This window comes from Streptomyces sp. NPDC006739 (genome assembly GCF_042869815.1).
GTDB lineage: Bacteria > Actinomycetota > Actinomycetes > Streptomycetales > Streptomycetaceae > Streptomyces.
On record NZ_JBIAGM010000015.1, the window covers coordinates 224,911 to 238,056 of the forward strand.

The window sequence follows — 13,146 nt, forward strand, 5'->3', positions numbered from 1 at the left end:
TTTATCTTCATGGTTAAGATACTTAGCAGTGCAGCTACTGTATCAAGGAGGGCCGCCATGGACGGCTGGTACGTGGACGAGCGCTGCATCAACTGCGATGCCGCCCGGCAGCTCGCGCCCGGCCTGATCGGCGAGGCCGGCGGGAAATCGCGCATCCTGCGCCCGCCCGTCGACGAGGCGGAGACGCGGCGGCTGCACGCGGCCGTCTTCGCCTGCCCCACCCGCTCCATCCGCCCGGCGTCCGGACAGCCGGACCGGGCGCTGGACCCCTTTCCGATGGCCCTGGACAGCGGCGTACTGATGTGCGGGCACAACTCCCGGCGCACCGCCGGGGCCCATGCGTACCTGCTGCTGCGGCCGTCCGGCACGGTCATGATGATCGACACCCCGCGCTGGAGCCCCCAACTCGCCGCCCGCTTCACGGCATCCGGCCCGGTCACCGATGTGCTGCTCACCCACCGGGACCACGCCGCACACGGCCGCCGCTACGCCGACCACTTCGGCGCCCGGCTGTGGATCCACGAGGGCGACCTGGACGCGGCGCCGGAAGCGGACCGGGTGATCCGGGGTCTTGAACCGCTCCGGATCGCCGACGGCGTCACCGCCCACCCCCTGCCCGGTCACACCCGGGGCAGCGTGCTCTACCTCGCCGACGACCGGTACTGCTTCAGCGGGGACAGCTTCTACTGGTCACGCACCACCGGTGACCTGGAAGTCGCGGAGTCCGTGACCTGGTACTCCATCGAGGAGTTGGCCCGTTCCCTGGCCAGGACGGCCGGGCGGCTGCGCTTCGAATGGGTCCTGCCGGGCCATGGCGGCCGCCACCGGCTCCCCGCCGACGACATGTCCCGGCGGCTGCGGTCCCTGGCGGAACGCACCCGGCAACTCAGGCCCAGGCCGGTCGACTTCACCGCCCTGCGCTGGTAAATCACCAGACCCGCCCACCTGTGCGACAGACAAGGAAACCCGTGACGATCCTCGGAACGCTGCTCAAGAACAAGCGGGCCGGCCAAGCCGGTCTGGCCTGGCACCTGCCCGCCCTGGCCGGACCCGAGACTCTGGGCCTGCACAGCACCGACTTCGCGCCCGAGGCCGACATACCGCGGGTCCACGCGGGCAAGCGCGCCGGCGGCGAGAACCGCTCTCCCGGGCTGGCCTGGAGCGGCACCCCCGCGGGCACCGCCCAACTGCTGCTGGTCGTCGAGGACGTCGACTCGCCGACCCGCACCCCGTTCGTCCACTGTGTCGCCCTGCTCGAACCCGGCCTCCTCGCCCTGCCCGCCGGGGCCCTGAACGCGGGGAGCACGGCCGACGGGGTGCGGGTCCTCCGCTCCGGGATGGGCCGCGGCTACCTGGGTCCCGAACCGATCAAGGGACACGGCCCGCACCGGTACGTCTTCCAGTTGTTCGCCCTGCCCACCGCCGTCACCACGGCGGAGGGCGGCGCGACGCTGGAGGCGGCCAAGCCCAGGTCGGTGCTCGCCGCCGTGAGCGGCCCGGTCCTGGCCCGTGGCCGCCTCGACGGTCTGTACACCCGCTGACTACGGCTTGATGCCCACCCCGGTCCACAGGCTGACCTCGGCGTTCGTAGGAGCCTCCGGCGTGGCGGAACCGGCCTCCGCCATGTCGGGGCGCCAGCGGTGACCGACGGTGACGCCCGGGTCGAGCAGTTCGAGCCCGTCGAAGAAACGGGCGACGTCCTTTTGCGAGCGGAACTGCACCGGGGTGCCGGCGGAGGTGTAGATGTCGGTGATCTTCTGCCAGGTGGGCGGGTCGAAGTCGGGCGTGCAGTGGCTCACCGCCAGGGCACTGCCGGAGGGCAGGACGTCGAGCAGGCGGCGGACGATTCCGTACGGGTCCTGCGCGTCGGTGACGAAGTGCAGAAGGGCGTTGAGGGACAGCGCCACCGGTCGGCCCAGGTCCAGGACCTCGGCCAGCTCAGGGGCGTTCAGGAGCGCCCCGGCGTCGTTGACGTCCGCCTCGATGTACGCCGTACGGCCCTCCCGCGTGCTGCGCATCAGGCGCTCGGCGTACTTGAGGACGAGCGGGTCGTTGTCGGCGTAGACCACCCGGGCGTCGGGGACCACGGACTGGGCCACCTGGTGCAGGTTGGGCTCGGTGGGGATGCCGGTGCCGATGTCCAGCCACTGACGGATGCCGTGCTCCCGGGCGAGGACGCGGGTCGCCCGGTGCATGAAGGCCCGGTTCTCCCGCGCGCACACGAAGATGGCGGGATAGACCTCGGCCACCTGCTCGGCGGCCTGCTTGTCGACCTCGAAGTGGTCCTTGCCGCCGAGGTAGTAGTCGTACATGCGGGCGGAGTGCGGCCTGCTGGTGTCTATGTCCCGCGCGGCCTGCGAGCTGGTCATCCTGTCCCTTTCGGTGGGGGGTTCGGGTCCTTGTAGGTCGTCGTCCGGTTCAGCGGGCCGTCAGGTGATCGGCCAGCCCCTTCTTGACTCCCCTGACGAACGCCGTGATCTCTTCCGGTGTGTAGATCAGCGCGGGACCGTCGGGATCCGTCGACTGCCGCAGCGCCACGCGCCCGTCGGCGAGTTGCTTCGTCTCCACGCACTGGCCCCCGTTGGGACCGCTCCACGGGCACTCCCAGCCCTGGTCGCCCAGGTCCGAGGCGGGCATCCCGTTGTAGACACTGCCCTCGGCGATGGTCATGAGTACTCCTTGCGCATGCGGTTCAAAAGCGCCTTGCTGTCCGCGGACGAGGTCATCAGCGACATCCGGTTGTGCGCCTCCAGATGGGCCACGACGTCGGAGCGCTGGTCGAGGTACACGGCGGCGGAGAGGATCTCGCTGTAGACGACGTCGGGCAGCTCCGGCTCCTCGAACCGGAAGTAGGTGAAGGGGGCGCACGCGCCGACGTGGGCGCCCGCCGAGAAGGGCACGACGTCCAGGCTGACGTGCTCCAGCTCCGAGGCCTCCAGGAGCCGGTCGATCTGCTCCCGCATCACCTCGGGGCCGCCCACCACCCGGTGCAGCACGGCCTCCTCCATCACCACCCACAGCGTGGGCGCGTCCGGTCTGTCCAGCAGGCTCTGGCGGCGCAGCCGCAGATCCACGCGTCGCTCCAGGTCCTCGGCGCTGTCGTTGGGGAAGCCGCCGGCCAGGGTGGCGCGCGCGTAACCGCGCGTCTGCAGCAGGCCCGTGACGTAGTGCGGCTCATAGGTGCGCAGCACCTTGGCGCCGGTCTCCAGGCTCACGTAGGCGGTGAACCAGGTGGGCACCACATCGCGGTACACGTGCCACCAGCCGGGCTCGTTGGCCCGTTCGGCGAGGCCGACGAACTCGTCGATCTCCTGCGGGCCGGCCCCGTAGGTCTGCAGCAGCTTCTCGACGTAGAGGATCTTCAGGCCGACTTCCGCCTTCTCCAGCCGGCGGATGGTCAGGGGCGTCACGCGCAGTGCCCTGGCGGCGTCCTCCAGTGTCACACCCGCGCTGTTGCGCATGTCCTGCAGCCGTCGGCCGAGGATCATCCGGAGAACGGTGGGTGCACTGGTGCCGGCGCCCGAACGTGCCTCGTTCACGCCCTACCTCCTGAGGTTCTGTCACCAGTGCGAGCCTGACGGCGACATGATGTGGTCGCCAGCCGGATAGTGTCCTACTGAAATTATCAGGCAGGCGGTTGCAGCGTGAACTGCGCTGCGAGCATAGTTACTTCTGTGACGACGCCTTCGCACACAAGCGCACACATGCCAACAAGCTCGTACGGCATGAGGAGTTGGCAGGGCGTCGACCGCGCCCGTCCCCCATGGAAGGCCACCGCCGTGTCCCCCCACACGACTTCCTCACTCCGGCCCCCGGGCGTCGCGACCCCGGACCGCGCCCACTGGCTCGAACTGCCCGCTCACCGGACGAGCGTCGGAGCGGCCCGGCGCTCCATCGGCGCGCGTCTGGACTCCTGGCGCGTGCCCGACGACGCGTGCGCGAACGCCGTGCTCCTCGTCTCCGAACTGGTCACCAACGCCGTACTCCACACGGTCAGCCTGCGCATCCTGTGCGGCATCGGCCTGATGACGGACGACCGGCTCCGTCTCGAGGTGCACGACCGCGACGACTCGGGCCGCCGCGGCCTGCCCCGCCGCTCGCCGGGCCCCGACGACGAGGGCGGCCGCGGACTTCTGCTGGTGCAGGAGATCGCCGACAGCTGGGGAGTCGACCGCTCGACGCTCACCGGGGGCAACGCGGTCTGGGCGAACCTCGCGACCAGTTTATGAGCGCGCCCGGCCGGACGCGGGCCGCAACGCGGCGATCAGCAGCGTCCGGTCGTCCCTCCCGGCCGGGGGGCCCGGCGCGTACAGCAGCCGCCGGCACAGCGCGTGCAGCGCGTCCTGGCCGGGAGTGACGGTGTCCGTGGCCGAGTCCAGGGCGTGCGCGAGCCGGGCGATCCCCTGGTCGATGTCCGTCTGGCGGGACTCCACCAGACCGTCGCTGTAGAGGACGAGCAGGGCCGGCTCCGGCACCTCCAGCACGGTGGCCTCGTAGCTGCCGGTCCCGAGTCCCAGGGGCAGGCCCGCGCTGGCGAGCGTGACGGGGGTGGAGCGTCCGTCCAGGCCCCGGATCAGCGGGGGAGGGTGTCCGGCACCGACGAGGGTGCACGTCTGCCGTGCCGCGTCCCACTCGGCGTAGACGCAGGTCGCGAAGGAGGCACCCGGGGTGTCACAGGCGAGCGCGTCGAGGCGGCGCATGACGTCGGCCGGAGGGATGTCGAGCCCCGCCAGCGCGCGGACGGCGGTGCGCAGCTGGATCATGGCGACGGCCGCCTCGGGGCCGTGGCCCATCGCGTCCCCGACGACGAGGCTGATCCGCCCGCCCGGCCGGGGCAGCACGTCGAACCAGTCACCGCCGATGATGTCGCCGTCACCGGCCGGCAGGGAGCCGTGGGCGACACGGCACCCCGGGAACTCGGGGGCCGCGGTCGGCTGCAGGCTGCCGCGGATGGCCAGCGCCGTGCGGCGCTCACGCTCGTAGCGGCGCGCGTTGTCCAGCGCCACACAGGCCCGCGCCGCCAGCCGCTCCACGGCCACGGTGTCCTCGGCGGTGAACGGAGCGCGCTCCGGGCCCCGGGTGCAGGCGATGAACCCGACCGGCACGTCCCGCAGACGAAGGGGCACGACCAGCAGGGAGACCGAGCTCAACAGGTCACCGATGTGGCCGTCGGCGTCCGGCGCGAGGGAGCCGAGGCGCTCGCGGGTGTGGGTGTCCATGGCGTCGAGCCGCTGGCTGCGCCGGGTGGTGAGAGCGCGTGCGTAGGGGGTCTCCCGGGGGAAGACGACCACTTCCCCGAGCGGCAGCAGCGGTTCCCAGACCTGCGCGCCGTCCGTGCCGACGCGCACCGCGAGACGGCGGGCTTCGATCTGCGGCGGGTCCCAGGAGACGGGGCCGTTCTCCTCGCGCAGCCATCGCTCCAGCAGGTAGACCGACGCGGCGTCGCAGAACGCGGGCGCGAGCGCGTGCACCACATGGCTGCCGGTCAGCGGCAGGTCGAGTTCGGAGCCGATGACATCGGCCGAGGGGCACAAGGGCCGCCGGGACGGCGGCACGACGGGGGCCGGGTCGGTGGACAGGTCGTGGGGGAGTCCGCGCGCGTCGTTCCGCAGGGCCGTGCCTTTCCGGGTGGGGCCTGGGCGTCGGACGTGGCAGGGACAGGCCATCCCGCCACGTCGCACAGCCACTATATGATGGTGACTCAAGATCACTGCGTGGCATGGGAGTTGCTGTGGCTGCTGGTGAGGAACTCCCGGAAGGGATCGATCCGGACAAGGCGAGCGTCGCCCGTATGTACGACGCCATGCTGGGCGGGCAGCACAACTTCGCGATCGACCGCGAGGCGCTCGCCGCGTTCACGGCCATCGATCCCCAGGTCCGTACCCTCGCCCGGGCCAACCGCGCGTTCCTGGGCCGGGCCGTCCGTTTTCTCGTCGACGCCGGGGTGCGCCAGTTCATCGACCTGGGCTCGGGCATCCCCACCCAGGGCAACGTCCACGAGGTGGCACAGGCGGTCAGTCCGGGGACCCGGGTCGTCTACGTCGACAACGACCCCGTGGCCGTGGCGCACAGCGCGGCCCTGCTCGCCGACGATCCGGACGCGGACATCGTCAACGCCGACATCCGCCGGCCCGCCGACGTCCTCTCCGCCCCGCAGGTGCGGAAGCTGATCGACTTCGATCAGCCGGTGGCCGTCCTGATGATCACGATCCTGCACTTCATCACGGCGGAGGAGAGCCCGGCCGGCATCGTGGCCGCCTTCCGTGACGCCCTGCCCGGCGAGGGCTGGCTGGCGATGACGCACGCCACGAACCAGGACCGCCCGGACACGGCGGAGGCCGTGGGCCGGCTGTACCGATCGCGGGCCAGCTCCCCGGTGACGGCCCGCTCCCGGGACGAGATCCGGGACCTCTTCGAGGGCTTCGACCTCGCCGAGCCGGGCCTGGTCCACGTCCCCCTGTGGCGCCCGGACCCCGACGACGACATTCCGGACGACCCGTCCGAGTACTGGGTGTACGCGGGCGTCGGCCGCAAGAGGCACTAGCCTCCGGTCACTTGGTGGGCCGGCGGGTCCCGCTCGCCTCGCGGCTGACGGCCCAGGCGTCCCCGGCCGGGCCATGTGCCCGAGCTTGTCGGGCTTGATCACGAAACGGATCGCCTGGATCAGGACCCAGCGAATCGTCTGGATCAGGATCCAGCGGACGGCGGTCGCCGACACCAGCACCGGCGCGCTCTGCCGAGCGCGCCGGTGCCTGTCCGCACCTCCTGGGACGAGACAGCGACTCGATCGTGGTCGTACAGCTCCATCCGGCCCGCTCAGCCGGAGGCCCGGACCCATTGCCGGCGTCCGCGCCGTGCGGTCGAACCAGTGAAAGGACTCGATGAGGGTGTCGAGCGAGCCCGAGACAGCCAACACCTGGACGCTGCCTCCGCCCGCCGTCGGACCCGGCCGGGACGACTTCGATCCGAGCGAACTGGCCGCGCACCGGCTCTCGTTGCGCCACCGTCCGCCGCAGGACTGCACCACGAAGGAGCGGCCCGGCTGGCTGCCCCTGCACGCGCGCCGACGTCGTCTCGCTCGGCATCGAGGAGGCCGGTACCTGTCCACGGAGGTGGCCGGCGGGTTCACCGGCCGGGTCATCGGCATGTCCGCCTCGGCGGGCGTCGCGCACTTCGACTGATTCGACTACGAGTCGTTGGACGGAGCACCCGGTCGGTGAGGGGTCTCGGCGTACAGAAGCCCCCCGCGCGCATCGCGGGGGGCTTCGTCATGCCGCTCGGCCGGCTGCCCGGAGAAGCACGTGCTGGAGCGGCCTCTTACCAGGCCCGGTTGTCACAGCCCATGATCGAGCCGACGTGGGTGCCCTGGGCGCCCGGGTCGCCCTCGCCGTTGAGCGCGTTGCCCAGGAGGCCGTTGAGGATGCCGACCTCGCCGAGGAGGTCGAGGTTCAGGTCGTGGTCCTTGCAGTTCGAGCTCTGCATGGCCGAGTGCTCGCCCCCTCGTTCGCCGGCCTGGGCGGTTCCGGCGCTCAGAAGCCCGACGCAGCCGAGGGCGGCGACCAGGACGGCAGCCTTGCGAAGCTTGTGCATGTCATCTCCCTGGAGTGAGGGGTTGCGATCTGCCACAGATCGACCTCTTACGGTCACGGAGATTAGTGTGAAAATAACCCAAAACGGTCAGCGACACGCCGTGGGGTCTGGAATCTGATCTCGGCTTCGGGCGCGAGTCCGAGCTGCGGGCCGGTGAGCGGTTCGGGCACCGAGACGAGGATGTTGTAGTGGTTCGGGAAGTGACAGGCGTCGAATCCCAGCACCGTACCCACCCGTGCCCCGTCCGCCCAGACCTCGTCGCCCCGGTCGATGACCCCGGCGCAGCCGATCTCGACGAAGCCCAGGAAGCCGACCCGGTCGATCCGGGCGCCGGCGGCGGTCTCCGTGTGGTCGGTGGTCACCAGCTCGTGCACCTCCCCACGACGGACACACCGGCCGGCGAACCCCTCCAGGCTCATGCCCCGGTCGTCACGTCGATGGGTGAGCACCTTCACCAGCCGCCCCTCCACGGTGCGCTTGGCACCGTCCTCGCCCGACGTCATGCGGGGGACACCTCCTGTCCGGGACGGGGACCGGTCCCCCCGCCGCGTTCATGGGCGTAGACGGCGGCCACCAGCTCCAGGGCGGCCAGACCGTCCGCAGCGTTCGGGGCGTTCGCCCGGCGGCCGGCCAGGACGTCGGTGAAGTCCCTCAGTACACCTGCGTACTCGTGCCACAGGGACGCTTTGAACTCCGGGTGCCCGGCGAGCATGTCGGCACGGTCCACGGTCCCGTCGGCGAGTCGCACCTCGACCGTCTTGCGTTCCCCCGGGCGGGACCAGTCGAGTTCGACCCTGGCCAGGGCACCGGACGGGGCGCGCAGCAGCACCTGCGCCCGCCGGTCCACGCCCCGCGCGTCGCGCTGCACGGTGGCCTCGGTCAGTTGGACGTCCCTGAGGAACAGCCGGACCAGATCGAACGCGTTGGGCCCGTTGTCGGCGACGCAGCCGCCGCCGCAGCGCTCCGGGTCGAGATACCAGCGGTCCCGGCCGGCGTGCTCCTCGATCGTCTCCTCGTAGCGCACGGTCAGCGAGGTGATCGGGGCGCACGCGGCGACGACGCGTGCCCGCAGTGCGCCGACCTCCCGGTTGTAGCGGCGGTGGAAGGACGTGAACAGCACGGCACCGCTTCGCCGGGAGAGCCGTACGAGGTCGTGGCCGTCGTCCGGATTCGTGGCCAGCGGCTTCTCCACGCACACGGCGCGTCCCGCCGCCAACGCGTCCCGGCACACCGGGTGGTGCAGGTCGTTGGGCACGTTGACCACCACCGCGTCCAGTCCCGCGGCCCGCAGCAGCTCACGGTGGTCCCGATGGCGCGGCACCCGCGCCGGCGCGTCGGCGAGCCGGTCCTCGTCCAGGTCGCACACGGCCACTCGGCGGCCGCATGCACAGCTTCAGGCACGCCGGCTGGACCGTCGACGTAGGCGCCGAACAGATCTCCGGGCAGGGCTACCGCGCGACGTGGGAACTGCTCTCACGGCTGGGTGTGCCGGAGGACGACGTGCCGCGCATCGGCAGGTCGGTCGGGGTGTGGCGCGGCGGACGGGCGCACGCCGGGGTGGCGGACGTCTCCGCCGTGCTCACCGGTGCCGGACTCTCGCCCCGCGCCCGCCTCGACCTCGCCCGGCTCCTGGCCTGGACCGCCATCCACCGCCGGGAGTTCGACGACGACCACCCCGAACGGACCCCGGCCGGCTCCCTGACCCTGCGGGACTTCGCCCGGCGCTACCACCGCGATGTGCACGACTACCTGCTCCAGCCGGTCGCCGGCAGCTTCTTCGGCTGGGACACCGCACGCTCGGCTGCCGCCCCGATGCTCGCCCTGCTGCTGGCGGTGGGCCCGGCCGCCGGCTGGCGGACCTACCGCGACGGCATGGACCTGCTCGCCCGACGCCTGGCCGAGGGACTCGACGTGGTCACCGGCAGCCCGGTCGAGGAGGTCGTCACCGAGGAAGGACGGGTGCGGCTGCGCGTCGGCGGTGCCGTCGTCACGGCACGAGCGGCGGTCCTCGGCGTGCCCGCTCCGGTCGCGGCACGCCTGCACGTCAACGCCCCGGCCGACGAACTGCCGTACCTGACCGCGTGCGCCTTCACTCCCACGCTCAAGGTCAGCTGTCTGCTGGACCGGCCGCTCGCACCCCCGTCCCGCACGCCGCTGTACGTCCTGCTGACACCGGACGCCGAGGACGACACGCTCTCCGCGATCATCGTGGACCACGCCAAGCATCCGGGCCGGGCGCCCGAGGGCAAGGGACTGCTGACGTTGATGGCCGACGCCCGCACCATCCCCGCTCTGCTGAAAAGACCGGAACGGGAGACCGCCGACCGGCTCGTGCGGGCGGCCACCCCGTACGTCCCCGGCCTCGACCGGGCCACCGAGCGCCGCTTCGTGCACGCCTTCACCCACGGCCTGCCCGAGGCGACCCCCGAGGCGCTGCGCCGTCGCACCCCGTTCATGGCGCGTGCCGCACGGCCGGTGGAGTACGCCGGGGACTGGGTCATGCTGCGGCCGGCCAGCGAGGGCGCCGTCCGCTCGGGCGCGCTCGCTGCCTCCCGCGTCCTGAGCCGGCTGCGGCCGCCCCGGCATGTCCCACGGCCCCCGCTGCCCACCGAGGAGAACGTCGCGTGAAACCGCACGACATGGGCGTCCTGTTCGACGAGTGCGCCGAGCACCGGATCGGCACACGGGTCCACCTGGACCGGCCCTTCGACATCGACACCGGGGGCCGGACCCCCTACACGCTCCCCCGACTCGCCGCGCTCGTACGCGAGGCGGCGGGCTGGCTGGCCGCCGCCGGGGCCGGCCCCGGCGACCGGGTGGCGATCGTCAAGGACAACCACTGGGACTACGACCTGCTGGCCTGCGCCGCCGTACGCGTCGGCGCCGTACCCGCGCAGCTCTCCGCGCACCTGCCCGGCGAGGTGTTGCGGACGCTGCTGGCCCGGCTCAGCCCCGCCCTGCTCGTCACGACGGCCCACCTGCTGGAGCGCGGCCGGAAGGAAGGCGCCGACCCGGCCGCGACAGCACGGGCGACCCTGGTGCTCGACGAGGCCGTGCCGGGGACGCTGAGTCTCGACGACGTACGCGGACACACCGCTCCCGGGCCCCACCGCCGACACGACGACGAACCCCTGGTGATCCACCACACCTCGGGCACCACCGGTGTCCCCAAACTGGTGGTGCACTCCACCCGTACGATCATCGGCAATCTGGCGCGTCCCGAGAGCGTGCGGCTGCCCTGGATCGGCCTGCGACGCGACGACATCCTGGTCAACGCGAGCGCGTTCGCCCACGGGAGGACGTTCTGCTGGACGGCGAGCGCCCTGTGCCAGAACCCCGCCGAGATCTCGATCATCACCACCCAGGACCCGCACCTCGCCGACCCCGTGCTGCGCGCCCATCCGCCGACCGTCCTGGAGGCGCTGCCCGCCTCTTTCGTCCGTTTCCAGCCGCTGACCGAGGGCCTGGACAACCCGTTCCGACGTGTCCGCATGGTCATCAGCACCTACGACGCCGTGCATCCCCCCACCGTCCGCGCCTACCTGCGGGCGAGCCGGCACCGCCGTCCCGTGTGGATGGAGGGGTGGGGGCAGACCGAGACGGGACCGCTGACCTTCCGCTTCCACACCCGGAACTCCGCCCGCAAGGCCGCGGGCGGCACCGGTACCCGCAACCTCGGACACCCGGTGCCGGTGAAGACCCGGCTGAGGGTGGTCGACCCCGGCACCTTCCGGCCCCTGCCGCGCGGGCGGGCGGGCCTGGTCCTGGTCAGGACCGCCGCCTGCGCCCTGGACTACGTCGCCGAGACCGAGCGCTGGGCGGCCAAGCGGCACGGCACCTGGTGGAACACCGGCGACATCGGCGCCCGCAACCGCGACGGGAGCATCGAGCTGCTCGACCGCGAGGTGGACCGCACACCCCAGCTCAGCTGCCTGCGGACCGAGGACCTCCTGGAAACGCGGTTGCCGCAGGCCCTGGAGTGCGTCGTCCTCGCCGAGCCGGACCGGGACCCGCTGCCGGTCGTGGTCACCGCCGACGGCCTGCTGGACCACGACCGCTGGAAGCAGGCGGTCCGGGACCTGCCGCCGCTGCGCGAACCGGTCGCCCTCACCTGGGACGAGGTGCCGCGCACCGGCACCGGCAAGGTGCGGCGCGCAGACCTGCTGCACCGGCTCACCGGACGCACCGAGACCTACGGCTCCGGCCGGTGGACCTGAGACGGGACGGGGGGAGACACCATGCGCGACGGACTCGGGCAGGCCACGGAGTACGTCTTCGACAACCGCAGCGCCCACAGCGACGAACTGCACCGCTGCATCAGCGAGGCCTACGACACCGCGACCTTCGACCGGCTCGCCGAGACCGGCGTCACGACCGGGTGGCGGTGCCTGGACGTGGGCTCCGGGGGCGGCAGCGTCGCCCGGTGGCTCGCCGAACGCGTCGCCCCCACCGGCGAGGTCATGGCAACCGACGTCACCCCGCACCACCTCCAGGACGGGCCCTGCCTGACCGTCGTCGAGCACGACGTGGTGACAGATCCGCTGCCCGAGACGGCCTTCGACCTCGTCGTCGCCCGTCTCGTCCTGCAGCACCTGCCCGAACGGCTCGCCGTCCTCGGCAAACTCGTACGCGCCCTCAAGCCCGGCGGATGGCTGCACGTCGAGGAGTTCGACGCCTCCTACGAACCACCCCTGCTCACCCCCGACGAGGAGTCCGCCCGGCTCTACACGGCCTTCCTCGAAGCCAAGTGCGCCGTCATCCGGGCCGGCGGGGGAGACCCGCAGTGGGCCCGGAAGGCACCGGCCGCGATGAGGGCCGCCGGGCTCGTCGGCGTCGACCCGCGCCCGCGCATCGAACTGCGCACCCCGGGCTCGCCGGGCCTGCGGATGCAGCTCAACCACACCCACCATCTGCGGGACAGACTCCTCGCGGCAGGCCTGACCGACCAGCAACTGGCGGACGTACGGGCGCTGATGCGCGACCCCTCGTTCCGCGCCGCCTCCAGCGTCGTCTACTCGGTCCACGGCCGGCGCCCGCGCACCGCCGAGCGGGAAGGCGCCCGATGACGCTCTGCGCGCCGCACACCGGGGACACCGCCACGGCGCCGGTCGCCGCCCGGGTGGCGGACCGCCTGCTGGGCCTGGTGGACGACCCCGGCACGGCCACCGTCGGCCGCGCCGTCGACTGGCAGGGCCCGCTCCGCGTCCCGCTGGCCGACGAACATGCGGTCCAGGCGGCCTGCGGGATCATGCACGTGCACGGACGGGCCGCCGGACGTCCGGACTGGGCGAGCGCCTGTGCGCCTGCGTCCGCCAGACCCCGGGCGCCCCCGGACCGGACCTGCGGGAACTGACGGCGTTCCTGGAGACCCGACGCGGCCTCGAACGCCACAAGCTCCCCGAACTCCTGCTCCGCGTCGACGAGATGCCGCTGGGCCCCACCGGCAAGATCTGCCGCACGACCCTCGCGCTGCGCGCCGCCCGGGAGGCGCCACCTCCGGTCCGCCCGTCTCGCCATACGAGCCGGTAACCGAGGATGAAACGTGTAACCCATAAC

At 72.2% G+C, this 13,146-nt stretch carries 15 protein-coding genes and 1 pseudogene; 9 read left to right on the forward strand and 7 right to left on the reverse strand.

All coding sequences use genetic code 11. From position 1 onward, the window contains the following. Nucleotides 1-57: 57 nt before the first annotated feature. Both ACFYMM_RS28440 and ACFYMM_RS28445 read left to right on the forward strand, forming a co-directional pair. Entirely contained in the window at nucleotides 58-927 is an 870-nt protein-coding gene (locus ACFYMM_RS28440; RefSeq protein WP_388391362.1) for an MBL fold metallo-hydrolase, read from the forward strand. 41 nt (nucleotides 928-968) lie between these two features. Further along, nucleotides 969-1,541, forward strand: a complete 573-nt coding sequence (locus ACFYMM_RS28445; protein ID WP_388391364.1) for a YbhB/YbcL family Raf kinase inhibitor-like protein — start codon at nucleotides 969-971, stop codon at nucleotides 1,539-1,541. On the opposite strand, the gene ACFYMM_RS28450 is transcribed toward ACFYMM_RS28445, so the two are convergent. From ACFYMM_RS28450 to ACFYMM_RS28460, 3 genes are read right to left on the reverse strand one after another with little or no spacing between them, the layout of a single operon-like run. After that, complete coding sequence (locus ACFYMM_RS28450; RefSeq protein ID WP_388391366.1) at nucleotides 1,542-2,369, reverse strand: SAM-dependent methyltransferase; 828 nt, start codon at nucleotides 2,367-2,369, stop codon at nucleotides 1,542-1,544. A gap of 49 nt (nucleotides 2,370-2,418) precedes the next feature. Further along, complete coding sequence (locus tag ACFYMM_RS28455; protein WP_388391368.1) at nucleotides 2,419-2,670, reverse strand: DUF397 domain-containing protein; 252 nt, start codon at nucleotides 2,668-2,670, stop codon at nucleotides 2,419-2,421. Further along, entirely contained in the window at nucleotides 2,667-3,539 is an 873-nt protein-coding gene (locus ACFYMM_RS28460) for a helix-turn-helix domain-containing protein (protein ID WP_388391370.1), read from the reverse strand. Before ACFYMM_RS28460 ends, ACFYMM_RS28455 begins: the two co-directional genes overlap by 4 nt. A 186-nt stretch (nucleotides 3,540-3,725) precedes the next feature. On the opposite strand from ACFYMM_RS28460, the gene ACFYMM_RS28465 reads away from it, so the two are divergent. After that, nucleotides 3,726-4,229, forward strand: coding sequence for an ATP-binding protein (locus tag ACFYMM_RS28465; protein ID WP_388391372.1), 504 nt, complete (start codon nucleotides 3,726-3,728; stop codon nucleotides 4,227-4,229). Here the strand turns inward: ACFYMM_RS28465 and ACFYMM_RS28470 are convergent. After that, nucleotides 4,224-5,666: a PP2C family protein-serine/threonine phosphatase gene (locus ACFYMM_RS28470; protein WP_388391447.1), complete on the reverse strand. Its 1,443-nt coding sequence runs from the start codon at nucleotides 5,664-5,666 to the stop codon at nucleotides 4,224-4,226. The two genes, ACFYMM_RS28465 and ACFYMM_RS28470, sit on opposite strands and share 6 nt — an antisense overlap. Before the next feature lie 125 nt (nucleotides 5,667-5,791). On the opposite strand from ACFYMM_RS28470, the gene ACFYMM_RS28475 reads away from it, so the two are divergent. Both ACFYMM_RS28475 and ACFYMM_RS28480 read left to right on the forward strand, forming a co-directional pair. After that, nucleotides 5,792-6,544 (forward strand): SAM-dependent methyltransferase, encoded by a 753-nt coding sequence (locus ACFYMM_RS28475; protein WP_388391449.1) that lies wholly within the window; start codon nucleotides 5,792-5,794, stop codon nucleotides 6,542-6,544. A gap of 364 nt (nucleotides 6,545-6,908) precedes the next feature. After that, a pseudogene (locus ACFYMM_RS28480) lies at nucleotides 6,909-7,181 on the forward strand (hypothetical protein); the annotation flags it as partial. Between the two features lie 136 nt (nucleotides 7,182-7,317). Here ACFYMM_RS28480 and ACFYMM_RS28485 read toward each other — a convergent pair. The 3 genes from ACFYMM_RS28485 to ACFYMM_RS28495 form a co-directional block, all read right to left on the reverse strand. Beyond that, a complete protein-coding gene (locus ACFYMM_RS28485; protein WP_388391374.1) occupies nucleotides 7,318-7,590 on the reverse strand; it encodes a hypothetical protein in 273 nt (90 codons plus the stop codon). 62 nt (nucleotides 7,591-7,652) lie between these two features. After that, a complete protein-coding gene (locus ACFYMM_RS28490) occupies nucleotides 7,653-8,093 on the reverse strand; it encodes a DUF6917 domain-containing protein (RefSeq protein WP_388391376.1) in 441 nt (146 codons plus the stop codon). Continuing rightward, entirely contained in the window at nucleotides 8,090-8,962 is an 873-nt protein-coding gene (locus tag ACFYMM_RS28495) for a Gfo/Idh/MocA family protein (RefSeq protein WP_388391377.1), read from the reverse strand. The genes ACFYMM_RS28490 and ACFYMM_RS28495 overlap by 4 nt, the downstream gene beginning before the upstream one ends. An 11-nt stretch (nucleotides 8,963-8,973) precedes the next feature. On the opposite strand from ACFYMM_RS28495, the gene ACFYMM_RS28500 reads away from it, so the two are divergent. From ACFYMM_RS28500 to ACFYMM_RS28515, 4 genes are read left to right on the forward strand one after another with little or no spacing between them, the layout of a single operon-like run. Next, nucleotides 8,974-10,218, forward strand: a complete 1,245-nt coding sequence (locus tag ACFYMM_RS28500; protein ID WP_388391379.1) for an FAD-dependent oxidoreductase — start codon at nucleotides 8,974-8,976, stop codon at nucleotides 10,216-10,218. 11 nt (nucleotides 10,219-10,229) lie between these two features. Continuing rightward, nucleotides 10,230-11,807 (forward strand): AMP-binding protein, encoded by a 1,578-nt coding sequence (locus ACFYMM_RS28505; RefSeq protein ID WP_388391451.1) that lies wholly within the window; start codon nucleotides 10,230-10,232, stop codon nucleotides 11,805-11,807. A 21-nt stretch (nucleotides 11,808-11,828) separates the two neighbouring features. After that, on the forward strand, nucleotides 11,829-12,656 hold the full coding sequence (locus ACFYMM_RS28510) for a class I SAM-dependent methyltransferase (RefSeq protein WP_388391381.1): 828 nt from the start codon (nucleotides 11,829-11,831) through the stop codon (nucleotides 12,654-12,656). Then, nucleotides 12,653-12,943, forward strand: coding sequence for a hypothetical protein (locus ACFYMM_RS28515; protein ID WP_388391383.1), 291 nt, complete (start codon nucleotides 12,653-12,655; stop codon nucleotides 12,941-12,943). Before ACFYMM_RS28510 ends, ACFYMM_RS28515 begins: the two co-directional genes overlap by 4 nt. Nucleotides 12,944-13,146 lie beyond the last annotated feature (203 nt).